Annotated in this window: 28 protein-coding genes and 1 pseudogene; 27 read left to right on the top strand and 2 right to left on the bottom strand. The window is 49.7% G+C overall.

Features of this window, described 5'->3' with window-relative positions:
• Positions 1–11 precede the first annotated feature (11 nt).
• Positions 12–509 (bottom strand): hypothetical protein, encoded by a 498-nt coding sequence (locus MUB23_RS07480; protein ID WP_244799762.1) that lies wholly within the window; start codon positions 507–509, stop codon positions 12–14.
• Positions 510–837: 328 nt separating this feature from the next.
• Here MUB23_RS07480 and MUB23_RS07475 point away from each other — a divergent pair, with 328 nt between their 5' ends.
• The 16 genes and pseudogenes from MUB23_RS07475 (at position 838) to MUB23_RS07400 (ending at position 17,276) form a co-directional block, all read left to right on the top strand.
• Positions 838–1,584 (top strand): S1 RNA-binding domain-containing protein, encoded by a 747-nt coding sequence (locus MUB23_RS07475; RefSeq protein WP_244799761.1) that lies wholly within the window; start codon positions 838–840, stop codon positions 1,582–1,584.
• Between the two features lies 1 nt (position 1,585).
• Positions 1,586–2,647 (top strand): endonuclease/exonuclease/phosphatase family protein, encoded by a 1,062-nt coding sequence (locus tag MUB23_RS07470; RefSeq protein ID WP_244799760.1) that lies wholly within the window; start codon positions 1,586–1,588, stop codon positions 2,645–2,647.
• A gap of 177 nt (positions 2,648–2,824) precedes the next feature.
• Entirely contained in the window at positions 2,825–4,240 is a 1,416-nt protein-coding gene (locus tag MUB23_RS07465) for an efflux RND transporter periplasmic adaptor subunit (protein ID WP_244799759.1), read from the top strand.
• Positions 4,237–4,929, top strand: coding sequence for an ABC transporter ATP-binding protein (locus tag MUB23_RS07460; protein WP_244799758.1), 693 nt, complete (start codon positions 4,237–4,239; stop codon positions 4,927–4,929). The genes MUB23_RS07465 and MUB23_RS07460 overlap by 4 nt, the downstream gene beginning before the upstream one ends.
• The gene (locus tag MUB23_RS07455) at positions 4,922–6,808 is read left to right on the top strand and encodes a biotin/lipoyl-binding protein (RefSeq protein ID WP_244799757.1); all 1,887 of its coding nucleotides are present in this window, start codon (positions 4,922–4,924) and stop codon (positions 6,806–6,808) included. The genes MUB23_RS07460 and MUB23_RS07455 overlap by 8 nt, the downstream gene beginning before the upstream one ends.
• 15 nt (positions 6,809–6,823) lie before the next feature.
• Positions 6,824–8,077: an ABC transporter permease gene (locus tag MUB23_RS07450; protein ID WP_244799756.1), complete on the top strand. Its 1,254-nt coding sequence runs from the start codon at positions 6,824–6,826 to the stop codon at positions 8,075–8,077.
• Positions 8,078–8,642: 565 nt separating this feature from the next.
• Complete coding sequence (locus MUB23_RS07445) at positions 8,643–9,536, top strand: glycine betaine ABC transporter substrate-binding protein (protein WP_244799755.1); 894 nt, start codon at positions 8,643–8,645, stop codon at positions 9,534–9,536.
• Between the two features lie 71 nt (positions 9,537–9,607).
• The gene (locus MUB23_RS07440) at positions 9,608–10,243 is read left to right on the top strand and encodes an ABC transporter permease (protein ID WP_244799754.1); all 636 of its coding nucleotides are present in this window, start codon (positions 9,608–9,610) and stop codon (positions 10,241–10,243) included.
• Positions 10,244–10,255: 12 nt separating this feature from the next.
• Positions 10,256–11,215, top strand: coding sequence for an ABC transporter ATP-binding protein (locus MUB23_RS07435; RefSeq protein WP_330641823.1), 960 nt, complete (start codon positions 10,256–10,258; stop codon positions 11,213–11,215).
• A 15-nt stretch (positions 11,216–11,230) separates the two neighbouring features.
• A complete protein-coding gene (locus tag MUB23_RS07430; protein WP_244799753.1) occupies positions 11,231–11,881 on the top strand; it encodes an ABC transporter permease in 651 nt (216 codons plus the stop codon).
• A 390-nt stretch (positions 11,882–12,271) separates the two neighbouring features.
• The gene (locus tag MUB23_RS07425; protein WP_244799752.1) at positions 12,272–13,171 is read left to right on the top strand and encodes a DUF6017 domain-containing protein; all 900 of its coding nucleotides are present in this window, start codon (positions 12,272–12,274) and stop codon (positions 13,169–13,171) included.
• Between the two features lie 5 nt (positions 13,172–13,176).
• Positions 13,177–13,659: a PcfB family protein gene (locus tag MUB23_RS07420; RefSeq protein WP_193485008.1), complete on the top strand. Its 483-nt coding sequence runs from the start codon at positions 13,177–13,179 to the stop codon at positions 13,657–13,659.
• A pseudogene (locus MUB23_RS07415) lies at positions 13,656–14,609 on the top strand (type IV secretory system conjugative DNA transfer family protein); the annotation flags it as partial. The gene MUB23_RS07420 and the pseudogene MUB23_RS07415, both read left to right, overlap by 4 nt.
• Before the next feature lie 90 nt (positions 14,610–14,699).
• On the top strand, positions 14,700–16,580 hold the full coding sequence (locus tag MUB23_RS07410; RefSeq protein WP_244799750.1) for a DUF4368 domain-containing protein: 1,881 nt from the start codon (positions 14,700–14,702) through the stop codon (positions 16,578–16,580).
• 26 nt (positions 16,581–16,606) lie between these two features.
• Complete coding sequence (locus MUB23_RS07405) at positions 16,607–16,960, top strand: TnpV protein (protein WP_244799749.1); 354 nt, start codon at positions 16,607–16,609, stop codon at positions 16,958–16,960.
• Positions 16,961–16,976: 16 nt separating this feature from the next.
• Entirely contained in the window at positions 16,977–17,276 is a 300-nt protein-coding gene (locus tag MUB23_RS07400) for a hypothetical protein (protein ID WP_024738627.1), read from the top strand.
• Positions 17,277–17,303: 27 nt separating this feature from the next.
• Here MUB23_RS07400 and MUB23_RS07395 read toward each other — a convergent pair whose 3' ends face one another.
• On the bottom strand, positions 17,304–17,672 hold the full coding sequence (locus tag MUB23_RS07395) for a helix-turn-helix transcriptional regulator (RefSeq protein ID WP_005933665.1): 369 nt from the start codon (positions 17,670–17,672) through the stop codon (positions 17,304–17,306).
• Positions 17,673–17,816: 144 nt separating this feature from the next.
• Between MUB23_RS07395 and MUB23_RS07390 the strand changes: the two genes are divergently transcribed.
• From MUB23_RS07390 to MUB23_RS07340, 11 genes are all read left to right on the top strand, one after another.
• Entirely contained in the window at positions 17,817–18,005 is a 189-nt protein-coding gene (locus MUB23_RS07390) for a helix-turn-helix domain-containing protein (RefSeq protein ID WP_024738628.1), read from the top strand.
• Complete coding sequence (locus MUB23_RS07385) at positions 17,998–18,690, top strand: response regulator transcription factor (RefSeq protein ID WP_244799748.1); 693 nt, start codon at positions 17,998–18,000, stop codon at positions 18,688–18,690. Before MUB23_RS07390 ends, MUB23_RS07385 begins: the two co-directional genes overlap by 8 nt.
• Positions 18,691–18,695: 5 nt before the next feature.
• On the top strand, positions 18,696–19,613 hold the full coding sequence (locus MUB23_RS07380) for a sensor histidine kinase (protein WP_118627683.1): 918 nt from the start codon (positions 18,696–18,698) through the stop codon (positions 19,611–19,613).
• A 134-nt stretch (positions 19,614–19,747) separates the two neighbouring features.
• Positions 19,748–20,674 (top strand): ABC transporter ATP-binding protein, encoded by a 927-nt coding sequence (locus tag MUB23_RS07375; protein WP_005341684.1) that lies wholly within the window; start codon positions 19,748–19,750, stop codon positions 20,672–20,674.
• On the top strand, positions 20,667–21,452 hold the full coding sequence (locus MUB23_RS07370; RefSeq protein ID WP_055303121.1) for an ABC transporter permease: 786 nt from the start codon (positions 20,667–20,669) through the stop codon (positions 21,450–21,452). Before MUB23_RS07375 ends, MUB23_RS07370 begins: the two co-directional genes overlap by 8 nt.
• Positions 21,453–21,454: 2 nt before the next feature.
• Positions 21,455–22,234 carry an ABC transporter permease gene (locus MUB23_RS07365; RefSeq protein WP_002594767.1) on the top strand — a complete coding sequence of 260 codons (780 nt, stop codon included), beginning with the start codon at positions 21,455–21,457 and terminating at the stop codon, positions 22,232–22,234.
• 7 nt (positions 22,235–22,241) lie between these two features.
• Positions 22,242–22,703 (top strand): hypothetical protein, encoded by a 462-nt coding sequence (locus MUB23_RS07360; protein ID WP_118512280.1) that lies wholly within the window; start codon positions 22,242–22,244, stop codon positions 22,701–22,703.
• Between the two features lie 443 nt (positions 22,704–23,146).
• Entirely contained in the window at positions 23,147–23,560 is a 414-nt protein-coding gene (locus tag MUB23_RS07355) for an RNA polymerase sigma factor (protein WP_118649814.1), read from the top strand.
• Positions 23,561–23,663: 103 nt separating this feature from the next.
• Positions 23,664–24,116, top strand: coding sequence for an RNA polymerase subunit sigma-24 (locus MUB23_RS07350; protein ID WP_244799747.1), 453 nt, complete (start codon positions 23,664–23,666; stop codon positions 24,114–24,116).
• 10 nt (positions 24,117–24,126) lie between these two features.
• Positions 24,127–24,588, top strand: coding sequence for an RNA polymerase sigma factor (locus tag MUB23_RS07345; RefSeq protein ID WP_009296689.1), 462 nt, complete (start codon positions 24,127–24,129; stop codon positions 24,586–24,588).
• Positions 24,589–24,636: 48 nt separating this feature from the next.
• Positions 24,637–24,927 carry a DUF3847 domain-containing protein gene (locus tag MUB23_RS07340; RefSeq protein WP_024739841.1) on the top strand — a complete coding sequence of 97 codons (291 nt, stop codon included), beginning with the start codon at positions 24,637–24,639 and terminating at the stop codon, positions 24,925–24,927.
• Positions 24,928–25,060 lie beyond the last annotated feature (133 nt).

Below are 25,060 nucleotides of genomic sequence, written 5' to 3'. Positions count from 1 at the left end.
TATATCTTATCTTATGCGGCTCCGCCAGTCCCGGTGCCGTCATCTTCGGCCGGCGGCTTGGGGTCGTGGTGCTCGTACACATCCCGCTCTTCCGGGATATCTTTTTCGTCGATGTCTTTGTCGATTTTTGCCACGAATAGATATTTGCGGACCACAAAGAGCAAGGCGACTCCGGCGACACAGAGCAGATTTTCCAGCATCGTAGTCGGCTCGATGATCATATGACGGGCCAGGGTGAACAGCAGAACTTCCACCACGGAGTCCATATTGTGGCGGCAGAGCATCTTTAAAAATTCAATGCCGATGACAATATCCAAAGTGATTTCCAGAAAGTGCATGAAGCCATAACTGGACGGGTTCCGGAAAAACTGTAAAAAGACCTGGCTCAGGGCGTAGACCACCAGCAATATTACAAAGCAGGCGACGATCAGCTCCAGAAAAAAGGTGACTTCATATAACGACTTCTGTATTTTCTGCCGGCGTGGCCGGTTTCTTTCATGTCCTTCCATGTTTCATACCCTCCCAGTGAAAACATGCGGGGAAGCAGCTCTTCCCCCAGATATAGAAAAATAATGGTAACTGTGAAAACCGCCGTGACCGAAAAAGTATGTACGGCAGCAGCAAACAAGATAAAAAGAATTTCTTTCAATATAAAAACAGTATAACAGAAAGGAAAAAGCCGTGTCAAATAAAATTAACAAAAACCCTGGGGAAAAAGAATGTAAATTTGAAAAAGCATTTGCATAAAGAGGAGGGAAATGCTATAATCTCTATAATAGCGGTTTTTTCCGGAAGGCGGACGCCGCAAAAGCAGACACAGGATTGTGGGAGGTTGTTATGAGCGAAGAAATGAAGATTCAAGAAACACCGGTGGAGACGATGGAGGACTATGCGGCAGAGCTGGAGGCATCTCTGAAGCAGGGCCCGCCCAACGACGATCCGGTATGGGATAAATTTGAGACGATGTTGAAGGAAAAGACCATTTTCCCGGTTAAGATCGACAGCGTGGTGAAGGCTGGCGTGGTTGCCTATGTGGACGAGGTGCGCGCCTTTATCCCGGCATCCAAACTGGCTGCCGGCTATGTGGAGAATCTGGAAGAGTATAAAGGCCAGACCGTGGAGGTGATGGTGATCACCGCGGACAAGGAGAACAAGAAGCTGGTTCTCTCCGCCAAGGAAGTGGCCCGTCAGAAAGAAAAAGAGGAGAAAGCCGCCAGGCTTGCTGCCTGTGAGGTAGGCCAGGTTCTGGAAGGAACCGTGGATTCCCTGATGGATTACGGCGCTTTTATCGACCTCGACAACGGACTTTCCGGCCTGCTGCACGTTTCCCAGATCAGCTACAAGAGAGTGGAAAAACCCTCTGATGTACTGAAAAAGGGCGAGAAGGTTCAGGTAAAGATCATTGCGGTGAAGGACGGCAAGCTGAGCCTCAGCATCAAAGCGTTGCAGGAAGCTCCGGCCAGAGAGAGAAAAGACCGCGCGCCCCGCGAGTCCAGAGAAGACAAGGAAATGTTCAATTATAAAGAGACCGGAAAGGCTTCTACAAGTCTGAAGGATCTTCTGGCAGGGCTGGATATTAAATAAAATGAAGACAATTCTGAAGATTCTGGGCGGCCTGATTGGCCTCGTTCTGGTATTGGCTATCGCCCTGGTGACATGGCTGAGCCTGCGGGAATATCGTCCGGAAGCCGAGGAAATTGTGGAGATCAAGGGTTCGGGGAATTCCCTGCTGAAGGCAGGGGATTCCCTTTCTTTGGTTACCTGCAATATCGGCTACGGCGGATTGGACGCGGAACACGACTTTTTTATGGACGGCGGAAGCGACGTGCGGGTGGAATCCCGGCAGATCGTGGAGCGCAACATGGAAGGAATCCGGAGCATGCTCCAGGAAGCGGAGGGGGATATCTACTTTTTACAGGAAGTAGATATTGATTCCAAGCGTTCTTATGGATTCAATGAATCCGAATATTTGCAGGAAGGACTGAAAGGCGCGGCGGCCTTTGCCGGTAATTTCCTCTGCGACTACGTCCCGTATCCCCTTCCAACCATCGGCCGGGTGCATTCCGGCATCCTGACAGTCAACCCTTATGCGGCGGAGTCGGCCGTACGCGTGGCGCTTCCGACTTCTTTTACCTGGCCGGTCCGGGTCTGCCAGTTAAAGCGGTGTCTGCTGGTGGAGCGGGTTCCTCTGAAAGACTCGGAGAAAGAACTGGTGCTGATCAACCTGCATTTGGACGCCTATGACGACGGAACCGGGCGGGAAATGCAGACGAGACAGTTGGCGGAGCTGCTGAATGCAGAGTATGAAAAAGGAAATTACTGCATTGCCGGCGGCGATTTCAATCAGACGTTTTCCAATATTGATCCTTCTCTCTATCCGGTGCAGGATCGGGAAAACTTCTCACCGGGGCTGGTGGAAGTTTCGGATTTCGGGGAAGGCTGGCAGTTGGCCAATGACCCCTCCACACCGACTTGCCGTCTGCTGAACCAGCCCTATGATCCTAAGAATGCTGCGACCCAGCACTATGTTTTGGATGGCTTTTTGCTCTCCCCGAATGTGAAGCTGGAGCAGGTTCAAACCATTGACGGAGGATTCCGCTATACGGATCACAACCCGGTAAAGATCACCGTCACACTGTCGGAGTAGAATGATGACGGCTTTTGTCGAAACATTTCGATGGATCCATCGAGTAAGTTCCTATTTCAGAAAAAATTAAGGATTTCTTTCTTAATAATATGAAGGCTATCTGTTATGATAAAAAAAGAAAATTGATAAAAATGGCGAAATCCCCGAAGCCAGGAAAGAAGGAGTGGAGAATATCATATGAAAAAGAGATTGGGAAAAATTCTCTGTTTTGCGGTGGCGTGTATGATGGCGGCCAGTGGCTGTTCCGGCAATGCGGAAGAAAGCGGAGAAGCAGTGCCTGTACAGTCTGTGTCGATTTTGGCCGGACTTGGCGGGGGACTGCAGAACCGGTATGCGGGCAAGGTTGTCTCCCAGGAGACATTGGAACTGAAAAAGGAAGAAAATAAGACCATCAAAGAGGTCTTTGTTCAGGCAGGAGATGAGGTCAAGGAAGGGCAGAAATTGTTTGCCTATGACAGTGACGAGATCAGCCTGAGCATCGACCAGGCAAAGCTGGAGCTGGAAAAACTGGAAAACAGCATCACGACCATGGAGAAGCAGGTCGAGGAGCTGGAGAAAGAAAAAAAGAAAGCCGCTTCTTCGGAAAAACTCTCCTACACGATTGAGATTCAGTCGGTGCAGGCGGAGATCAAACAGGCGGAGTACAATATCAACGCCAAAAAGATCGAGATTGAGCGTCTGGAAAAATCCCTGGAAAATGCCGAGGTGACATCGACCATCGACGGAGTGGTCCAGAGCATCAATGAGAACGGGTATGATAATTATGGAAATCCGCTGCCTTATATGGTCGTGATGCAGACCGGGAATTACCGGGTAAAAGGGACGATCAATGAGCAGAACGTGGGCCAGCTCCCGGTGGGAAGCCCGGTGATCCTGCGCTCCCGCGTGGATGAGAGCCAGACATGGAACGGTGTGATTGAGAAAGTGGATCTCGATGCGGCGGAAAGCGGAAACGACAACAATAATGGATATGTCATGTCCAGCAGCGGAGGCGGGGAGATGACCCAGTCTTCCAAATATCCGTTCTATATTACCCTGGAGAACGGGGACGGCCTGATGCTGGGACAGCATATCTACATAGAATTGGATGTCGGACAGGAAGATAAGAAAGAAGGGATCTGGCTTTCTTCCTATTATATTGTCCAGGATGGCGACAACGCTTATGTCTGGGCGGCAAACGAGAAAGACAAATTAGAAAAACGCAAAGTCACGCTGGGGATGCGGGACGACGCAGCAGATGAATTCCAGATCACCGAAGGTCTGACGGCTCAGGATTATATCGCGATTCCCGCGGATAACTTAAAGGAAGGTTTGAGCGTCACGAAATATGACGATGGCTCCTTCGGCGGCGGGATGAACGGCGGAGACGCGGGCGCAGCATCCGGCATGGAAGGCGGCGGAGCGGCGGAGCCTCTGCCCGGCGGCGACGGCCTGGAAGGAGATTTGCAGGATGGCGGAGCGGATCTGAATCTGGAAGGTTCGGATGAAGGAGCGGCCGGTGAAGAAGGCGGAGAAATGCTGCCCTCTGAGGACGGCGGCGAACCGGAAGCGGCGACTCCTGCGGGAGAAGGAGGAACGGAGGCCGGCGTATGATATTAGAGCTGAAGGGAATCTATAAGGATTATTTGCAGGGGAAAATGGTGGTCTCTGTCCTGAAGGACATCAATTTATCCGTGGAAGAAGGCGACTATATTGCGATCATGGGGCCTTCCGGTTCCGGCAAGACGACTCTGATGAACTTGATTGGATGTCTGGATGTGCCGACCAAGGGCAGCTACCTGCTGATGGGCGAAGACATCTCCAAGGCAGGCGAAAATAAGATGGCCGAAATCCGGAACCAGAGTATTGGCTTTGTGTTCCAGCAGTTTAATCTTCTGCCGAAGCTGAGCGCGCTGGATAATGTGGCACTGCCTCTTCTCTACGGCGGCGTGAACAAATCGGAGCGCCGGGAGAGGGCGAAGGCCGCGCTGGAAAAGGTGGGGCTGGGGGACCGTCTGGATTTCCGGCCGAATCAGCTCTCCGGCGGACAGTGCCAGAGGGTTGCCATCGCCCGCGCCATTGTGGGAAACCCGAAGCTGCTGCTGGCGGATGAGCCTACCGGCGCGTTGGATTCCAAGTCCGGCGAACAGGTTATGGAGCTGTTTCAGCGTTTGAATGACGAAGGGGCGACCATTGTCATGATTACCCATGAACAGGAAATCGCAGACTATGCGAGAACCCTGTATCATATCCGGGATGGCGTACTTCAAAATGGCAGCCGGAAAGGAGGCTCCGATGAATAAAGTAGGAAAACGGGTTTTGATCGGATGCCTGGTGGTTGCGCTGGTCGGAGGCTTAGCGGCCGGTGGGGTTTATCTTGCCAAAAACCAGAAAAAAGATCCCATCGGGGTATTTTCCATCACGGACGTAGGGATGACCGAATATTGGGGCGACCAGTCCCAGACCTACGGCAGTGTCTCGACGGATAAAATGCAGAACGTGTATATCAGCACGACGCAGATCATCAAGGAAATCTATGTGCAGGAAGGGCAGGAGGTCAAGACAGGGGATCCCCTTTTGGCTTACGACACCACCCTTTCCAGTTTATCCCTGGAGACGAAGCGCCTTGAGATTGAAAAGCTGAAGCTTTCGCTGGAGAAAGCGCAGAAAGATTTAAAGAAAATACAAAAATACCGCGCTGGAGTGCCGGTGGATGAGGACGACCTGGTGAGCGGCGGCTCCTCCGGCCTCGGCGGTTTGACGAAGACGTCCGCCAAGCTGGGAAAAGGCGGAATCGCATTGGTTGGAAATCTGGATTTCGGGGAGACGGCGGCAAACAGGGTGAAACGGATGGCGGCGGTTGATATACCAATCGGAGGGAACACACCGGATGATGGGAACACACCGGATGGAGGGAATACGCCGGATGATGGGAACACACCGGATGATGGGAATACACCGAATGATGGGAATACGCCGGATGATGGGAATACGCCGGATGATGGGAACACGCCGGACGATGGGAATACACCCGACGATGGAAACACGCCGGATAAGGAGGAGCCCACGGATCCGGAAGTTCCTGTGGCCCAGTTGATTCGTGGAGAAGGTACCAAAGAGCAGCCTTATCTGTATTTGTGGAATGTAAATATTCCATTTGATAATGCTTTTATTTCTCAGCTTTTGACAGGAAAAACAGAAGTATATGTTGATTTTATGTATCGACAAAATGATAGCATAGATGGTGATCCTGTTGGGACTTGGGAAATGAGATTTACCAATCAAAATGGACAGTATATCAGCCAAGTGATGTGGGTGGCAGGCCCCGAATTGGATTTGATGCTGACTCCGGTAGATCCCGATAATCCGGACAATCCAGGTGGCGATGTTCCCGGCGGAGGCAGCGTTGGCCCGTCCGGCCCGTCCTATACCGCTTCGGAGATCGCCAAGATGAAATCCGATAAGGAGATGGAGATCCGGGATATCAACCTGAACATCCGGGTGGCGCAGGTGGAATACGATAAGCTGGAGAAAGAATTGAACGACGGCGTGGTCTATGCGCAAGTGGACGGCGTGGTGAAAACTGTCGGGGACTCCGAGACCGCGGCGGTGGACCACAAGCCGCTGGTGACGGTTTCCGGCGGAGGCGGCTACTATGTCCAGGGAACGCTGAGCGAGCTGGAACTGGAGACCGTAAAGGTCGGCCAAACCGTGAACGTGATGTCCTGGATGTCTGGCGAGTCGGCCGAGGGGACCATTCAGGAGATTTCCGATATGCCGGTTCTCTACGGCAATAACTATGGAAACGGAAACACCAATGTGTCCTACTATCCGTTTACCATTTTCATCGATGGAGAATCATCCTCTTTTGAAGAAGGGGATTATCTGGACATCACCTATACGCCGCAGACGGACGAGAGCGGAAGTAGTTCGCTGTACCTGCAAAATATGTTTGTGCGCAGCGAGGACGGCCAGAGCTATGTCTACGTGGCCGGAAAAGACGGCTTGCTGGAGCGGCGCGAAGTGGTAACCGGAAAGTCTCTGTACGGCTCTTACACGGAAATCCGATCCGGACTCAGCGCAGAGGATAAGGTGGCGTTTCCTTACGGCAAGGAAGTGAAGGAAGGCTGCCCCACCAAGGCCGGGAATCTGGACGAATTCTATAAGAGCATGTACCGTTAGGAAGGGGGGAAACGCATGTTAGAAAATATATCACTGGCTTTCCAGGGAATCTGGGGCCACAAGCTGCGTTCCTTTCTGACGATGCTGGGCATCATCATTGGAATTGCATCGATTATTTCCATCGTGTCCACGATCAAGGGGACCAACGATCAGATCAAACAGAATCTGATTGGCGCCGGAACCAATGCGGTGAAGGTGCAGCTTTATCAGGGGGACGGCATTTTTGACGTCTCCTACAATACCGTGCCGGAAGGCGTCAACCCGATCAGCCAGGAAACGAAGGAAGAGCTGGAAGCATTGGAGGAAGTGGAGAAGGCTTCCCTTTACACTTCCAGAAATTATGCCGGAAACGTATTTCATAAGAATCAGGCGTTCACCGGTACCCTGCTTGGCATCGACACGGATTACTTCGATGTCTACGGCTACTATGTCCAGGTGGGCAGAAACTTTACCGAGGACGATTTTACCTCGTTCCGAAAAGTGGCGATTGTGGACCGCAAGGCAATGACCACCTTGTTTTCCGGGGATAATCCGGTAGGAAAGACGCTGGAGATCAGCGGAGAGCCTTATCTGGTCGTCGGCATGGCGGATCAGAGTTCCCAGTTTGAACCGGTGATCAATGATCCCAGCGATTACAATCTGTATATGAACAATTCCAGCGGATCTGTGTTCATCCCTGGAACCACCTGGCCGATTGTTTTCCAGTATGACGAGCCGCAGACGGTAGCCCTAAAGGCATCCGGGACGGACGCGATGACTAATGCCGGGAAGAAAGCGGCGGATATCCTGACGGAAAAGCTGAGCGCTTCCAGTGATTTGAAGATGAGCTATAAGAGCGAGGATCTTCTAGAGCAGGCGAAGCAGCTCCAGGAGCTGAGTACTTCGACGAACCAGCAGTTGATCTGGATCGCCAGCATCTCTCTTCTGGTCGGCGGAATCGGCGTCATGAACATCATGCTGGTGTCGGTGACGGAGCGGACCAGCGAGATTGGCTTGAAAAAGGCCATCGGAGCAAGGAAGAGCCGTATTTTGATCCAGTTTTTGACGGAGGCGGCGGTTCTTACCAGCCTGGGCGGCCTGGTCGGCGTCGGAGCCGGGATCGTGATGGCGAAAGTGGTCTCCGGCGTGGCGGGAACCCCGGTCGCAATCAGCGCCCCGGCCACAATCATCGCGGTGGCGTTCTCCATGGTCATTGGGCTGATCTTTGGCCTGATCCCTGCGGTGAAGGCGTCCAACCTGAATCCGATTGAGGCATTGCGGAGAGAGTAGCCAGAGGCGCGGTTACAGTCAGCGCTAAGATCAAAGCCGGAGGTAAGAGGAAAGTCAAAGCTAAGATCCAAACAGAGAGGATATCAACCAAAACTTAGATCCAAGCGAAATAAAATTGGAGCAAAAAGAGTGATAGAAAAAGCAGCAAAGATGCCGGTGGGAACCTACTGGTATCTCTGCTGCTTTTTCTTTGGATTCAGGGGAGGCTTGTCCTTTCTTTGTGTTTAGTGTAAAAAGTGTTGAATGGAAACAGGAGGAACGAAAAGAGGTTGTCCAGGGAAAATCATGGCTAAAAGAATGGAAATTGAATCTTTGAAAAAAGTATGATATTTTACTGACAAATACAATTGACATGTCTGGAAAAAAATAGTATGATTCATATATAAAACTGAACGCATTAAATGAGATAAGAACGTGTTCAGTATTTGGCAAAAAGAATGCAAAAGGAACGGAGGTGAAGGCTCCAAGGCTTGGAAAATGGTTTTGCTGGAGGAATATGTGGAATGTCGCCAATTTGCACAGAGACAGTGAAAACGATCAAATTTATCAAAGATGAGGAAAGCATATGAAGAGAATGAAAAAGAGCATATTGTTGGGCTTGGCAGCAACATTAGCGGCGGCAGGGATCGCTGGCTGCGGTGCGGGAGACTCGGAAAAAACCATCACCATGGGAGGCAAAAACTTCACCGAAGGCTTCTTGATGGCGGAATTGTATTCTCTGGCTCTGGAGGATGCAGGCTTTAAGGTGGAACGTCAGTACGGCATCAGTACCTTGACCTTAAATACAGCCATCCAGGAAGGCGAGATCGATGTATATCCGGAGTATACGGGAACCGGCCTGATGACGGTTCTGGGCCTGGAAGCCATGACCGACGCGAAGGAAGTTTACGATACGGTCAAAATCCAGTATAAAGAAAAATATGATATTGCCTGGCTGGAGCCGTCCCAGGTCAATAACTCTACCTGTATCGTGATCCGCAAGGAAACCGCGGACCAACTGGGCATTACCTGCCTGTCCGATTTGCAAAAACATGCTTCCGAACTGGTGCTGGCGGATTTCCAGGGCTGGAGCGAGCGGGAGGATAACCTTCCGGCTATGAACACACTGTATGGGGATTTTCAGTTCAAGGATATCATTTCCATTGACCAGGGATTAAAATATGATGTGCTGAAAAGCAAAGATGTAGATGTGATTCCCGGAAATACCACGGAACCGCAGCTTTTGGACGATCAGTATTATTTGGTGACCGAGGACATCAAGGTGTGGCCGCCGTATTATCTGGCTCCCATTGTCCGTCAGGAAGTTTTAAGCAAACATCCGGAGATCGAGGAAGCTTTAAATCGGGTTTCCGCTGCGATGGATAATGATAAGATCGTTGCTCTGGTTTCTCAGGTAGATATGGGCGGAAAAGAATACGAAGTGGTGGCAAAGGAATTCTATGAGGCAAACATCAAATAGAAACCCTGCCGTCCGCCGGAGCCTTTATCTCCGTCAAGATAATTTTGTCCTGGAAGAGAGGAACGTGTTTTATGATTCAGGAAGTCGCAGAATACATCGGCTCCCATTGGGACCGATACATCGGTGCATTGGTCAGGCATCTGCAAATTGATGTGATCGCCTTGCTTCTCTGCTTTGCCATCGCCATACCGCTGGGATATTTGTGCGCGAAAAAAGAAAAGCTGGCGATTCCCGTGCTGAATGTAACAAATGTCTTAAAGATTATTCCCGGAGTAGCAAAATTTTTCCTCCTGATGCCGATCTTTGGCATTGGACTGACCCCGGCGCTGATCGCATTGGTGGCACTGGCTGTTCCCACCATTCTGATCAATACGATGTCGGGGGTGAAAGGAATCGACCCGCTGGTTTTGGAGAGCGCGGAAGGCATGGGGATGGGAAAATTCCGCACCTGCTGGTCGGTGGAACTTCCCTTGGCCCTGCCGATGATCCTCAACGGTATGCGGATGGCTACCATCGAGGTGGTGGCGGGCACCACCATTGCGGCCTATGTGGGCGCGGGCGGCCTGGGAGATTTTATTGTGTCCGGCCTTTCCCAAAACAAAACCGTGATCATGCTGGCCGGAGCCATTACCGTGGCCGCTTTGTCCATTATTCTGGATATTCTTTTGTCCATTGTGCAGAGGCGCGCGCGGAATCGGATTCAATAGGGAAGGAAAAACATGGAAAAGAAAATTGCGATTGAATACAAAAATGTTTGCAAGAGATTTGAGGGAAACTCCTATGATTCCGTGAAGAACGTCAGCCTTAAGGTCGAGGAGGGAACCATTGTAACGATCCTGGGGACATCGGGCTCCGGGAAGACCACGCTTTTAAAGATGACCAACCGCCTTTATGAGCCGACCGGCGGCGATATTGAGTATTTCGGCGAGTCGGTCATGAAGCTCTCCCTGATCGAGTACCGGCGGAAGCTGGGTTATGTGATCCAGCAGGGCGGGCTGTTCCCGCATCGGACCGTGGCGGAGAACATCGCCACTCTCCCGAAGATCTTGGGATGGAGCAAAGAAGAGATGAAAAAGCGGGTGCTGGAGCTGATGGAATTGGTGCAGCTGGACCCGGAAGTGTTTTATGACCGCTATCCCAGACAGCTGTCCGGCGGGCAGCAGCAGCGTGTCGGCATTGCCAGAGCCCTGGCGGTAAAACCCTCGGTCATGCTGATGGACGAACCCTTTGGCGCGATTGACGCCTTGACGAGGGAGAGCCTTCAGGAAGAGCTGATCCGGTTACAGACGGAGCTGAAAAACACCATTCTCTTTGTCACCCACGATGTCCAGGAAGCGTTTAAGCTGGGCCACAAGGTGATTATCATGGACAAGGGGGAGATTCAGCAGTACGATACGCCCTATCACATTCTCCAGAATCCTGCCAATGAGTTCGTGCGGAAACTGGTTTCCACCGGGGATTTCTACGATAAGCTGAGGGTTTTGTACGTAAAGACGTTATTGGAGCCCGCAGGCCCGAAAGAGATCGAGCAGGGGACCCGTATCCGCATGAAGATGTTTTTAAGCGAAGCTTTGGGCTTGTTCTTAAAGACAGGGGAAGAGTATTTCATTGTGGAAGACTCCGAGGGAAAGCCGGTGGGAAAGATCACTTATGGGAAAGTAAAGCAGATGATTGCATGAGAAAAGAGGGAAATCATGATTGGTTATCTAACAAGGCATCCGGACAAACTGATTGAGCTTACCCTGGAACATTTAGAACTTTCCCTGATTTCGGTGGCGGTGGCTTTTGTGATTGCCTATGGCGTGGCCATGCTGATGTATCGTTTCCGGTTCCTGAGCGTGCCGGTCAACGGGCTGTGCAATGCGATCTTTGCGATTCCCAGCCTCGCTATGTTTGCGATTCTGATTCCCATCACCGGTTTGGGGGAAGTCACGGCGATCATCACTTTGATTTTGTACAATCAGTTTATTCTGACGAAAAGTATCAGCAACGCGTTCCTGTCCATACCGGCGAGCACGGTGGAGGCGGCCACCGGTCTGGGGATGAGCAAACGCTCCATCTATTGGGGCGTGAAGGTTCCTATGGCGCTTCCGGGAATTGTCAGCGGACTGAAAATGTCCATTGTTTCTACGATCACCATGGCAACCCTGGCGGCCACGGTAGGAGCCGGGGGCCTGGGCGTTCTGCTGTTTGACGGTATGACCATGAAACAGTGGAACCAGGTGCTTTGGGGCGTGCTTCTGTCATCGGTTTTAGCCCTTCTTGCCAGCAGCCTGACCCACCGTTTGGAGACCTTCACATTGGCCAGGTCCCGCGGGGAGGGAAAACGGAAAAGTACCATTTAGATGAGAGGAACAAAAAAGGAACTGCTTCCCCCGCCTCCTAATAAGAAAACATGAGCAAGTCCAGTAAAATCAATGTTTTCAGAGGCAAGGAACACGATGTGAAGTCAAAAATTTAATACTGGCAGGACAAAGGGTGCTGATATGAAATGTCAGCACCCTTTTCCTGTCCCAAACGCCATAGGTTACACAAACCTGTGGCGTTTTTTATGCCCTGCCGAGGGTGCATGAAACTGTATGAATACGGGTGGAAAATCCCCTGTTTTTTCGCCTGTGGGCGGCGAAAGTGAAACTGCCCATATTCTTTCCCTCATGGGAGACGGGGTGGTGATACAGGGGCGCAAAACCACCGAAACGAACACTTTTCAAAACCAACGGAAGGAGGTATCCAACATGGCGGTATTCCGCATTGAGAAAACCCGCGACTACACGGTGATGTCCAACCATCACCTGCGGGACAAGTCGCTTTCGCTGAAAGCGAAGGGCCTTCTCTCCCTCATGCTCTCCCTGCCGGAGGAATGGGACTATACCACCAAGGGGCTGGCTCGGATCTGCAAAGATGGCGTTGACAGCATCTGCGCCGGAGTGCGGGAGCTGGAGGAACACGGCTATGTGATCCGCCAGCGGGTTCGCAACGCAAACGGTCAGCTCGGCGCCATCGAGTACACGATCCTGGAGCAGCCCAGACCGCCGGAACCTAAACCGGGAAAACCTGAACGGGAAAATCCAGTCTTGGATAATCCTGAACAGGCTTCCCCTGTCTTGGGAGACCCTGAACAGGAAAACCCCGCACAATTAAATACTAAAGAATCAAGTAAAGATAAATCAAAAAAAGATTTATCAAGTACGGAAGGATCAAATCCTATCCTATCAAGCCCCCAACCCCCCAGGGGCTCGGATAGGGCCGGACGGGATTGGATGCGGGAGCGAGAGAGCTATCGGGAATTGATTTTGGAGAACATCGAGTATGACATCCTCATACAGAATGAGCGCCTGGACCGTGACCGGCTGGATGAACTTGTGGAGCTCATGGTGGACACGGTTTGCTCCCATCGGGAGATGATCCGCATTGCCGGGGACGACTATCCGGCGGAGGTGGTCAAATCCCGGTTCCTGAAGCTGAACAGTTCCCATATCGAGTATGTGCTGGACCGTATGCGGGAGAACACCACCTATGTCCGTAACATCAAGAAATATCTGCTGGCTGCCCTGTATAACGCTCCGGCCACCATCGACAGCTACTACACTTCCCTGGTGAGCCACGATATGTACGGCAGTGGAGAACGGAGGTGATGTGAGTGCAGGAAGAAATCACGCAGAGGACGGTATCCCTCTCGGTGGAGGCCGGCAAGATGACGGCGGACCTGCTCCAAAAGGCCGTGAAAAAGGTGCTGGAGGAGATGCAGAAGAAGCCCTCCCAGCGCACCCTCCACCAAGGGAAACAGACCCTGCACCAGCTCAAACAGCATGGGGCCTCCCTGACCAACATCGAGATCACGGAGCAGAACATCAAGGCGTTTTCGGCGGTGGCGAAGAAGTATGACATCGACTATGCCCTGAAGAAGGACCCCACCACCGACCCACCGCACTACTATGTGTTCTTCAAGGCGAAGGACAAGGACCAGCTTCAGCCGGCCTTCAAAGAGTTCACCGCCATGACCCTGAACCGGGAGAAGCGCCCCACCATCCGGGAGCGGCTGGCCCAGGCCCAGGAACAGACCAAGGCCAAACACCGGGAACGGGAGAAGGTCAAGACCAAGGACCGGGAGGTGGCGCGATGACCGATAAGGTGAAAAAGCTGGTGCTGCTCAACCTCCCGTATCTCATCTTCGTGTATCTTTTTGACAAGCTCTGCCAGGGGGTGCGGCTTTCCCCTGGGGCGGCCGCCTCGGAGAAGCTGCTCCACATCGGGCAGGGCTTTTCGGCGGCCTTTGCCAGCCTGGCGCCCAGCTTCCATCTGCTGGACCTGTGCGTGGGCGCCGCCGGCGCGGTGCTGATCCGGCTGGCGGTCTACTCCAAGGGCAAGAACGCGAAGAAATACCGCCGGGGGATCGAGTACGGGAGCGCCCGCTGGGGCACCCCGGCCGACATCGCCCCCTATGTGGACCCGGACTTTTCCCAGAATGTCCTTCTCACCCAGACGGAGCGGATCACCATGTCGAGCCGCCCGAAAGAGCCCAAGTACGCAAGAAATAAAAATATCCTGGTCATCGGCGGTTCCGGCTCAGGCAAAACGCGGTTTTTCGTCAAGCCCAACCTGCTCCAGTGCCATTCCTCGTATGTGGTCACGGACCCGAAGGGCACCATCTTACAGGAGGTTGGCGCTCTGCTGGAGCGCAGGCAATACCGCATCAAAAGCCTGAACCTCATCAATTTCAAAAAATCCATGAAATACAATCCCCTGGCGTATATCCGTAGCGAAAAGGACATTTTGAAACTGGTGAACGCCCTGATCCTCAACACCAAGGGAGAGGGCGAAAAGAGTTCCGAGGATTTTTGGGTCAAAGCCGAGCGCCTGTACTATTCTGCCCTCATCGGGTACATCTGGTACGAGGCGGAGCCGGAGGAGCGCAACTTCATCACCCTGCTGGACCTCATCAACGCCAGCGAGGCGCGGGAGGACGACGAGGAGTTCCAGTCCCCCGTGGACCTGCTGTTCGCCAAGTTGGAGAAGGAGCACCCGGACCACTTCGCCGTGAAGCAGTACCGCAAATTTAAGATGGCTGCCGGTGATATATGCTCTAAGTGACTTCTTAATCATGATTTTGTCATGGTTAGTGAAGCAATCACTTAGAGCATTTTTGTTTCAGGAGGTACAGCCATGAGAAATGAAAAAATTACCCCACTGTACGAGCGCCTGAGCCGGGACGATGAGTTACAGGGCGAGAGCAATTCCATATCCAACCAAAAGCAGATGTTAGAGGATTTTGCCCGCCGGAACGGGCTGCCCAACCCTACGCACTTTACCGATGATGGTATCTCAGGCACCCGTTTTGACCGCCCCGGATTTTTGGCGATGATGAAGGAAGTGGAGGCAGGGCGTGTAGAGGCAATCGTCATCAAGGACATGAGCCGGTTGGGGCGCGACTATCTAAAGGTCGGTCAGGTCATGGAGGTTTTGCGGCAGCGCGGAGTTCGGCTGATTGCGATCAATGACGGTGTGGACAGTCTGAAAGGCGATGACGATTTTACCCCGTTCCGCAACATTATGAATGAATTTTACGCCCGTGATACCAGCCGGAAAATCCGTTCTGTGTTTAAGTCAAAAGGTATGAGCGGCAAGCACCTGACCGGCACCGTGATTTACGGCTACTTATGGGACGAAAAGCGGGAGCATTGGCTGGTAGATGAGGAAGCCGCCGAAGTGGTACGCCGTATCTTCTCCCTCACGCTGGAGGGATATGGGCCTTATCAGATTGCTTGTAAACTATCCACAGACCGGATTGAAATTCCTGTCGTACACCTTGCCCGCTTCAATGAGGGTGTGAACCGTTCAAAGCCGGTCAAAGACCCGTATGGATGGGGATCATCTACCATCGTGAACATTTTGAAAAAACGAGAGTATTTGGGGCACACCATCAATTTCAAGACCCGCAAGCACTTTAAGGACAAGAAAAGCCACTATGTTTCTGAGGATGAATGGACGATCTTTGAGAATACCCATGAAGCCATTATTGACCAGCAGACCTTTGATTTGGTGCAGAAAATCCGTAGCAATGCACGGCGCTATCCAAACGGCTGGGGCGAAGCAGCTCCCCTCACAGGCTTACTCTATTGTGCCGATTGCGGCGGCAAGATGTATGTCCACCGCACCAACAATGGCAAGCGGATTTCTCAATATACCTGTTCCAATTATACCAAAGTTCCGTGTGGGACACTATGCCCTACACAACACCGTATCAATGAGAGTGCTGTTCTGACATTGGTTTCCGACACGCTCCGGGCTATCGCTGAATATTCCAGAAATGACCGGACGGAATTTATTCACACCGTTCAGGAAACGCAGGTTGCCCAACAGAGTGCCGATATATCGAAAAAGCGCAGGCGTCTGGCCGCTGCTCAAAAGAGAGCCGGAGAACTGGAAAAACTGATTTGCAAAATCTATGAGGACAACGCCCTCGGCAAACTGCCGGATGCACGATATAGGGCGCTTGACGCACAGTACGCCAAAGAGCAGGACGCACTTGAGATTGAAATTGCAGAGCTGGAAAAGGCTGTTACCGGATATGAGCAGAGCCAGAAATCAGCGGAGAAATTTATAGCCCTGATTGATAAGTACGAGAATTTTGACACGCTGACAAACACCATGCTCAATGAGTTTGTAGAGAAAATCCTTGTCCATGAACGCGCTCGCAAAGGCAGCCAGGACACTACGCAGGAAATTGAAATCTACTTCAATTTTTTAGGACGCTATATCCCACCATCTTTACAGCCGGTTCCTTTAACCCCGGAGGAACAGGAAGAACTGCGAAAAAAAGAAGAACGCAAGGACAGGCTTCATCAGAACTATTTGAAGCGGAAAGCCAGCGGCGCACAAAAATGGTATGAGGACAAAATCAAGGCGAAGAAAAAAGCGGAAATGGACGCTAAGAAAGCCTTGATCCGGGCTGAGGATATGAAAAAAGGTGTTTTTTCTACTATCGGTCAGCTACCAAAAGAAGAACCGCGCAAAGGCAGCATAGCAGCCAGCGCAGCAGTCTAATCATCACGAAGCAAAGGAGAATGAAAATGAGTAAGTTGACTTACATTCGTTGTGGAGATTATGATATACCCAACCTAAAACTTTCTGAACAGCCGGAAACTTCTATCGGCAAGTACGGCAGGATGATAAAATCCTACCTAAAGAAACATCGCCCCATTCTCTACAACCAACTGCTGATGAGCGAGAAGCTGTATCCACACCTGTTAGAGATTGACCGGACAGCGCAGGAGCGCGTGGACACCATGTTGCCTCACATGATGGAGACTGCGGGTGTCACGGAAGAACTGAAAGCCTGTGACCCTATGCGCTGGGTGGGGCTGATGAACACATTAGCGGCACAGATTGAGGAAATTTTAATCAGGGAACTGATTTGCAGCTGAATGGGAGGTGTGGGAAATGCTGACCTTTGAAAAGGTTTTGAAAGTGTTTCAGGCATATCTGGATGATGACCCTCTGTATGAGGTGGTTCAGACCAGTCATGGTTATACATTGATGGCATGGGAACCCCACCGGAATGACTGGTACAGCGCTGAAATACAGAAAACCCCGGAGGATTTACGGAACGCTTTGTTGGGTACATACGCCAACTTTCTGGAAGATAAGATTACTGGAAATGACCGTGACCTGACTGTGACAGAAACCGGAGAAATCCAGCAGAGGTGTCGGGAACTTTTGGAAAAGTGCCGGGAACCTTGATATAGAAATGCCAGAAGGAGGCCGCGATTATGCGTCCTCCTTCTGCTTCGCAGTCTGTTCCATTTTGAGCGCCCCGTCTATGGCACCTTCGATAATCGGCAGGTATTCTTCAGGGCAAAGCTTCAGCTTGTGGCTGACCCGTTGCCGCTGTTCGCTTTCTTCTCGCATAATCTCCGGGTTAAAATACCGTTCCACGGGAAGTCCGCAGACCTTAATCAACTGGATCATCACAGGCAGGCTCGGAATCGCACCTTGATTCTCAATGTTGGCAAGATACCGCCATTCAATCCCAACCATTTCTGCCAATGTTTTTCGTGCCAGACGCTTTGCCTCTCGTGCAGCTTTGACATCTGCGCCGAAGGTTTCAAAACCGGGACAATCTTCAACTTTCGCCATATAACATCACCCAGTTACATTGTATAATTCATACTTCGCCCGTGGAATGTTGCTATATGCAGGTTGGTTGAAGTTTATAATTCACATTTCGTTCCTTGCATTGTTCGAGAAAGAGAACTATAATGTACTCTGTGGAGGTGCGAAATGGACTATATGACATTGAAAGAGGCCGCCGAAAAGTGGGGCGTGACACCTCGTAGGGTAAATTATTATTGCGCCGGAGGGCGCATTCCCGGCGCTGTAAAGATGGCTGGTGTTTGGCTGATCCCAAAGAACGCAGAAAAGCCGATTGACGGAAGGACAAAACAAGGGAAGGGGTTGCACCATGAATAAAATCCTGATTATAGATGATGACAGAGAACTGTGCGCTTTGATTAAACGTAGCGTACAAGCAGAAAACATAGAAGCTGATTTTTGTAATACCGGAAAAGAGGGCTTACAAAAATTAAGAGAGCAGGAGTATCAGCTTGTGGTGCTGGATGTGATGATGCCCGGCATGGACGGGTTTGAAACGCTGGAAGAAATTCGCAAGGAGTACAGCTTGCCGATTTTGATGTTCACATCTAAAAATGACAGCATTTCTAAAGTACGGGGCTTACGGGCCGGAGCGGACGATTATCTTACAAAACCGTTTGATATGGATGAACTGATTGCCCGTATTGCGTCTCTTATTCGCCGCTACACTCGCTTTAATCAGCAAGCTGGAGCCATGCAAAAGCTAAATTTTGACGGATTGCAGATTGACCTTGAAAATCGTTCTGTTACTACATCAAACGGCACTTTTGAACTGCCCCCAAAGGAATTTGATTTGCTCCTGTACTGTGCAAAACATCAAGGGAAAATTTTGACCAAACAGCAGATTTATGAGGAAGTATGGGGCGAAGAATATTTCTATGATGACAGTAACATTATGGCGATTATCAGCCGACTTCGTAAAAAATTAGAAGTCAATCCTTCAAGCCCAAAGTATATACAAACGGTCAAAGGGATTGGCTACCGGTTTAATAAGGAGGTGTAGTCAGCATGAAAATTATCGTATTCTTGTCCATTGTGATTGCTGTTGTGGCTGTATTGACTTCCATCGTTCTCGTTCGGCGTGTAAAAAAACAAATAGCAGAAATGACCGATGTGCTGGTTGATGTGAAAAACGGAAATGGCAACCGGCGTATTCTATCTGCAACAAATGAACTGACAGCACCTCTTGCCTATGAAATCAATGAGATCGTTGTGGCCTATGAAAGCAGACTTTCAACTGTACGGCAGACAGAAGAAACCAACCGCCAGCTTATGACGAGCCTTTCCCATGACGTGCGAACGCCTCTTACTACTCTGCTTGGGTATCTTGACGCTACACACAAAGGACTGGTCACAGGAAAAGACCGGGATGATTATATTGAAACCGCCCGTCGGAAAGCCCATGATCTGAAAGAATACATTGATGTACTCTTTGACTGGTTCAAGTTAAATTCAAACGAGTTTGCTTTGGAGATCCAGAGCGTTGAGGTTGCAGAGCTGACAAGAAATATTCTGATCGACTGGATACCGATTTTTGAGGATAAACAGGTTGATTATGACATTGATATTCCTGAACAGCCTGTCCGGGTAAGATTGGATATGGATAGCTATATGAGGATCATCAATAACCTTATTCAAAATGTAATCGCTCACAGCCATGCGGACAAAATCAAAATTTCCCTATCGAAGAAGGAAAATAACATGGAGCTGCTGCTGGCGGATAATGGAGTGGGAATTGAGAAAGAAGATTTGAAACACATATTTGAACGGCTTTATAAGTGTGATAAAGGACGCTCTGAAAAAGGCAGCGGACTTGGTCTTTCTATTGTCCATCAGCTTGTAGAAAAGATGGGTGGAAGTATAACAGTTGAAAGTTTGCCGGGAAAAGGAACTGAATTTATGTTGCTTTTTCCTTTGGAGAGTTAAGCGGGTTCCCGTCTTTATGGCGGGAGCCTTTGTCATTTTACTGGATTTCAAATTGCAAGGTTAATGCAAGGTTGCGGCAAGGTTAATGCAAGGTTGGCATGATAGAATACCTTACAGAACAGGAGGTTTTGAATATGGATACAAATTATATCATTGAAACAAAAAATCTGACAAAGCAATACGGCTCACAAAAGAGTGTGGCTGACTTAAATATCCATGTCAAGCGTGGGAGAATTTATGGTCTGTTGGGTAGAAACGGAGCCGGAAAAACCACAACTATGAAAATGCTGTTGGGTTTAACGAAGCCTACTTCCGGTGAGGTCAAAATCTGGGGAAAGTCTTTGCAAGGAAATGAAAAGAAGTTGCTGCCCCGCATTGGCAGTTTGATTGAGTCCCCTGGTTTTTATCCCAATCTGACCGGTACGGAGAACCTGCGTATCTTTGCTACCCTGCGTGGAGTACCAAACAATCATGCCATCAAAGACGCTCTGGATTTGGTCGGGCTACCTTACAAGGATAAAAAGCTGTTTTCGCAATACTCTCTTGGCATGAAGCAGCGGTTGGCGATTGCCCTTGCAGTCATGCACGATCCGGAGCTTTTGATTTTGGATGAGCCGATCAACGGTCTCGATCCCATCGGTATTGCAGAAGTGCGATCCTTTATCCGTGAGCTTTGCGACACAAGAGGAAAAACCATTTTAATCTCCAGTCACATTCTTTCGGAGATTTCCTTGCTGGCTGACGATATTGGAATTATTGACCACGGTGCATTGCTGGAAGAAGAAAGCCTTGCTGAGTTGGAGCAAAAAAGCAGTAAACATATCCGGTTTACGCTCTCTGATACTGCACAGGCGGCAAGAATTTTGGAACGCAATTTCCATGAAACCCATTTTTCCATACAAGACGACCACAATCTGCGTCTACACAATATGGAGCTACCCGTGGGGAAAATTGTAACTGCTTTTGTAGAAAACGGATTGGAGGTATCAGAAGCACATACCTGTGAAGAAAGTCTTGAAGATTACTTCAAGCGTGTGACAGGGGGCGAAGGAATTGCTTAAACTAATCAAATGCGAATTTTTGAAATTGAAACGGAAGAAATTTATTCCGCTGATTATTTTGGCTGCGTTCCTGTTTCCAATCCCGCTGACTTATCTGATGACAACGCCCTCTATGATGGAGCGATATACGGATCGGGCAGATGCTTTCGATGGACTATTTAACATGGTGTTGGGATATGGTATCCAGTTTTTACTGCCCTGCATTATCGGAGTGATTGCCGCTATTCTGTTTTTTATGGAACGCGACAACGATACATTCAAAAATCTGCGTACAATTCCCGTAACCAGCACGCAAATGGTACTTGCAAAGATTATTGTCCTTTTTATCTTTGGAATTGTTTTTTGCGTGGCTTCTACCATTGCAACAATTCTTTGCGGAATTGGAACATTAGAAGTTTATGGAATTGGTTATAAGCTGTTTTTGGCGGTTGAAACGGGGATCTTCATTACGGCAGGAACACTCCCGTTGATTGTCCTTGTTGTCTTTTTCAGTAAGACCTATGTTTTTTCCATTTTGTTGTGTGTCTTTTACAGCGTTCTGAACATGAGTGCTACGGCATTGTTTGACACACTGCCTAAAACTATGTTATGGCTTCTGCCCACGCCACTGACTACATTTTGGAGTGCGGGAGATATGGCGGCTCATGGAATAAAAATGGACTTGGAGCAAATGACAGGGCTAATTCCCTCAACATTTCAAGTTGTATTCATTCTTGGGATCATGGCATTGGTTTCGTTCTTACTGATTGACAGATTATATAAGCAGAGGGGGGAATAAACATGGTTCGCATTGTAAAAACAGAATTTTATAAATTGAAAAGGTATCATATCCTTTGGGCGGGCGTTGCACTCATGCTCCTATCCGTCCTGCTGACCTTGTTTACCTCTATGGCGAATGATGGTTCCGTTTGGGATTTTGCCTATCTTACAGAACAGGTCATCAAAAACAATATGTCCATGATTTTTCCGATGTGTATCAGCCTAATTGCTGGATATATGATTTCTCGTGAGCAGACGGATGACACATTGAAAAATATTCTGACTGTGCCGATCTCTTTTAAGAAACTGTTGACCGGAAAATTGATTGTGTGCGGCGTATTGTCTATTATTTTCGGGCTGATATGCAGTCTGTTTACAATCATAGCAGAAATGATTGTGGGATTTCCCGGCTTTGAGATTTCCTTAGCTCTAAAAGCAGCCTTGCAGATTACTGCGGTTAATTTCTTTTTATATCTTGCGGTTCTGCCGATTATCGCTCTTACTTGTCGGAGGGCAGGCAGCTTTTTAGTCGGTGTAATCATTGCTTTTGTCTATGGATATGGAGGGATGTTTGCCGCAGGAAATATGACATTAGCAAACCTTTATCCGATTACCGCAAGTCTTGGAATGGTAGGCTACCGTAGCTATGATACCGCAGTCAACTGGAATATCGGAACCTGTTCTTGCAGTCTTGCGCTTGCTGTCGTTATTTCTGCCATCTTGATTTTGTGCATGAAAGAACGAGAAGCAACCCAAACAAAGAAAAAGGCCAAAAAGGTAGCTCCAAAGAAAGGCTGGTGATGATTGTATGAAGAAAATAGTTTTAGCATTAACATTCGTCCTTGTGGGAAGTTTTATGCTTGCTGGCTGTTCAAAAGATGAAATTCTCAATCATTACAATAACATTGTTCAATCTGCGGGCTCCATAGAACTGACAGGGAAATCGTCACTGCAAGGGGAAAAAGAAAAAGGCATTGATGATTATACAGGGACTTATACGGCTGATTATACGAACTTTTCAGGTACAGAGTATTTGTTCGGAGGAACTTCCATAAAGAGAGAAGCCGGTAAGGAGCTGTCCATTGATTGCACCTTGGAGATTACGGAAGGTACTGCAAAAGTATTTTGGATTTCTGGATCTGATGAAGCAGTCACGTTGATTGAAGCAACCGGAACTTATAGTGACACAATTACACTTCCTGATGGTGGAAATTATATTGGCATTGAATGTGAGAATTTCACTGGAAACATTGAATTAAATATTGAATAATACTCTGCCGCGCGACGGCAAAAGAAAAAAGCCGTCGCAGAGCAGACATATTTTCACGCGCCTATGAAACGGCGGCTTTGATTTTCAGAGCCGCCGTTTCTTTGCGTTTGCACAAACCAATGACGACTTGCAGGGACACGGTAGCTGATTGGAGGTTAATTTACCGTGTCCTTCTTCTTATTTCGCAGTATCCATGATCTGCACCAGTTAAAAAAAGCCTGTTCCCAGCAGCGGAGCAATGCGGTCAGAAGTATGCACTATACCATGTAACTAAACAGCAAAATATACTCTATTACGCTCGTATGGCTTTATGCCGTCCGGGCGCTTTTTTGTCTCTATGGAGCCGGAACATCGGGTCAGCATGGCCCGAACTTTATCCCCGGTGCCGTTCTCCGCCGCCCCATTCAGATTTTCCCGAAAAAATCTGAATGGAGGAAAGGCAGATGGAAGTTACCATCAATTATAACGGACAAGCTGTGGCCGTGGAGGTCACGCTGGAAGTCTATGAATTTCTTGACCTGGCCGATCACAAAACGGAGAACCTGTTCCATGAACAGCGGCGGCATTGGGATGGCCGGGAGTTTGACGAGTACATCATTACCACTGAGGGTGTAGGGGTCTACGGCGAAACGCCGGAGGAATACCTTTGCCGCATGGAAACGCTGCATGAGCTGATGGCGGTTCTGGACACCTGTACCGAGGCCCAGCGCCGCCGGTTCCTGCTCTATGCGCTTGACGGGCTGAGCCTTGCAGAGATCGGTGTGCTGTGCGGCTGCTCCAAAGTGGCTGTTTATCAAAGTGTGGAGGCGGTCAGAAAAAAATTTATAAATTTCTTTGAGAACAGGCTTAACGAATGACCTGTTTTCGGGCTACCAAGTGAAAGGGATCATTTCCCTTATCTCAGCGAGGGGCGGACAGCGGACAAGCTGCCCGCCTCTCCGATTTTCAGGAGGTAAGCCTATGAAAACAATCAATCTGCGGTGGATGTATCCCCACTACCGGCATGACGAGTTTGTGGATGTTACAGACGAGGTATGGGCAGCGATGTATCAGGCCAAGCGGGAGATGGAGAACTATGAGCGTCGGAAAGTCTACCACCGCGCCTACTACTCTCTGGACGCATACAGCTGGCTGGAAAATTACGCACTGGAACACAGCAGATCGCCGGAAGATATTTTGCTGGAACGAGAAGAAATGACCACCCGCCTATACCTGATTGCAGCTCTGCCGGTGGCTCTGGCTCATGCCACTCCGACACAGGCCCGCCGAGTTCACGCCTACTACATTGCCGGTATCAAGCAGCCGGAAATCTCCCGGAGAGAGGGCGTCCACAGCAGCAAGGTCAGCGTTTCCATCCGTCGGGGGCTGCGGAATATGCGCCGTTGCTATGATGGCCTTTTCCAAACAGAGTGAGGGCGTGCCTATGCAGACCATCAATCTCAAACAATATTATCCATTTTGCAAAGAGGACATTTTTGTGGAGGTGTCCGATGAGATCGTCGAAGCGTTTCTTCTGGACAAGAGAGCCGAGGCCGCCAGAGATCGCAAGATGTTCCGGTATAAGGCGTTTTATTCCCTCGATTGTAACGATGGAATCGAAAATGCCGCCATCGGCTGGGCGCAGCCATCGCCGGAGGACTACCTGATAGAAAAAGAAGAATTAGCCGAATACGAAGAACTGATACGGCGATTGTACGAAGCCATTTCTTCCCTGCCGCCTATGCAGGCTCGCCGTGTCCACGCCCGCTATATGCTGGGTATGAAAGTGAAAGATATTGCCGCAATGGAGGGTATCACGCCATCACAGGCGGGAAAATCCATCCATGCCGCACTGCGGAGGCTGCGCCGGTACTTTGCGCGTCAGAAATGGACGGTCAATCTATGAGTATTTCCATCAATCTATGAGTATTTCCAAAGAAAAGAGGTGCCTGACATGAACGAAAAAATTACAGCCCACCCCCAAAAAGAAGAACGGGAGAAAGTCCTGAAGGAGATTCGGCAGCTTGAAAACCGAAAGAAGATTTTGGAGAACAAGCAGCGGAACGAAGAACGCAGGGTTCGCACCCGCCGCCTGATTGAGCGTGGAGCCGTTTTGGAGGGGATTTTCCCGTTGGCTCCCGACCTTTCCGGCGCAGAGGTTAAAGCATTTTTGATTGCCCTGTCCCATCTTCCGGGGGCTGCGGAATTGACTGCAAACCTGCCAAAATCCGGGGACACGCCATAAGTCCCTTGTTTACAAGGGCGCATTATCCCAGATATTCAATTATCCGAGGAAATTCTTAAAAAGCACCATCCGTAAAGGCTTTCAAGAAGATTTCCTCGGATAATATTTTACCTACATGGTACAGTTAAAGCCA

The sequence above is a fragment of the Cuneatibacter sp. NSJ-177 genome, from assembly GCF_022867805.1.
Taxonomy (GTDB): domain Bacteria; phylum Bacillota; class Clostridia; order Lachnospirales; family Lachnospiraceae; genus Pseudolachnospira.
Note: the sequence above shows the minus strand (reverse complement) of the source record. Positions and strands in the feature narration are given on the sequence as shown.

Bases quoted from the DNA above. Each gene is read 5' to 3' on its own strand.
- MUB23_RS07395 (WP_005933665.1), bottom strand. From the start codon at position 17,672: ATGGCGAAAGTTGAAGATTGTCCCGGTTTTGAAACCTTCGGCGCAGAT.
- MUB23_RS07435 (WP_330641823.1), top strand. From the start codon at position 10,256: ATGGAAAAGAAAATTGCGATTGAATACAAAAATGTTTGCAAGAGATTT.
- MUB23_RS07400 (WP_024738627.1), top strand. From the start codon at position 16,977: ATGCTGACCTTTGAAAAGGTTTTGAAAGTGTTTCAGGCATATCTGGAT.
- MUB23_RS07340 (WP_024739841.1), top strand. From the start codon at position 24,637: ATGAACGAAAAAATTACAGCCCACCCCCAAAAAGAAGAACGGGAGAAA.
- MUB23_RS07470 (WP_244799760.1), top strand. From the start codon at position 1,586: ATGAAGACAATTCTGAAGATTCTGGGCGGCCTGATTGGCCTCGTTCTG.
- MUB23_RS07445 (WP_244799755.1), top strand. From the start codon at position 8,643: ATGAAGAGAATGAAAAAGAGCATATTGTTGGGCTTGGCAGCAACATTA.
- MUB23_RS07385 (WP_244799748.1), top strand. From the start codon at position 17,998: ATGAATAAAATCCTGATTATAGATGATGACAGAGAACTGTGCGCTTTG.
- MUB23_RS07350 (WP_244799747.1), top strand. From the start codon at position 23,664: ATGAAAACAATCAATCTGCGGTGGATGTATCCCCACTACCGGCATGAC.
- MUB23_RS07360 (WP_118512280.1), top strand. From the start codon at position 22,242: ATGAAGAAAATAGTTTTAGCATTAACATTCGTCCTTGTGGGAAGTTTT.
- MUB23_RS07355 (WP_118649814.1), top strand. From the start codon at position 23,147: ATGGAAGTTACCATCAATTATAACGGACAAGCTGTGGCCGTGGAGGTC.
- MUB23_RS07480 (WP_244799762.1), bottom strand. From the start codon at position 509: ATGGAAGGACATGAAAGAAACCGGCCACGCCGGCAGAAAATACAGAAG.
- MUB23_RS07440 (WP_244799754.1), top strand. From the start codon at position 9,608: ATGATTCAGGAAGTCGCAGAATACATCGGCTCCCATTGGGACCGATAC.
- MUB23_RS07455 (WP_244799757.1), top strand. From the start codon at position 4,922: ATGAATAAAGTAGGAAAACGGGTTTTGATCGGATGCCTGGTGGTTGCG.
- MUB23_RS07410 (WP_244799750.1), top strand. From the start codon at position 14,700: ATGAGAAATGAAAAAATTACCCCACTGTACGAGCGCCTGAGCCGGGAC.
- MUB23_RS07475 (WP_244799761.1), top strand. From the start codon at position 838: ATGAGCGAAGAAATGAAGATTCAAGAAACACCGGTGGAGACGATGGAG.
- MUB23_RS07345 (WP_009296689.1), top strand. From the start codon at position 24,127: ATGCAGACCATCAATCTCAAACAATATTATCCATTTTGCAAAGAGGAC.
- MUB23_RS07405 (WP_244799749.1), top strand. From the start codon at position 16,607: ATGAGTAAGTTGACTTACATTCGTTGTGGAGATTATGATATACCCAAC.
- MUB23_RS07365 (WP_002594767.1), top strand. From the start codon at position 21,455: ATGGTTCGCATTGTAAAAACAGAATTTTATAAATTGAAAAGGTATCAT.
- MUB23_RS07375 (WP_005341684.1), top strand. From the start codon at position 19,748: ATGGATACAAATTATATCATTGAAACAAAAAATCTGACAAAGCAATAC.
- MUB23_RS07450 (WP_244799756.1), top strand. From the start codon at position 6,824: ATGTTAGAAAATATATCACTGGCTTTCCAGGGAATCTGGGGCCACAAG.
- MUB23_RS07390 (WP_024738628.1), top strand. From the start codon at position 17,817: ATGGACTATATGACATTGAAAGAGGCCGCCGAAAAGTGGGGCGTGACA.
- MUB23_RS07430 (WP_244799753.1), top strand. From the start codon at position 11,231: ATGATTGGTTATCTAACAAGGCATCCGGACAAACTGATTGAGCTTACC.
- MUB23_RS07465 (WP_244799759.1), top strand. From the start codon at position 2,825: ATGAAAAAGAGATTGGGAAAAATTCTCTGTTTTGCGGTGGCGTGTATG.
- MUB23_RS07460 (WP_244799758.1), top strand. From the start codon at position 4,237: ATGATATTAGAGCTGAAGGGAATCTATAAGGATTATTTGCAGGGGAAA.
- MUB23_RS07425 (WP_244799752.1), top strand. From the start codon at position 12,272: ATGGCGGTATTCCGCATTGAGAAAACCCGCGACTACACGGTGATGTCC.
- MUB23_RS07380 (WP_118627683.1), top strand. From the start codon at position 18,696: ATGAAAATTATCGTATTCTTGTCCATTGTGATTGCTGTTGTGGCTGTA.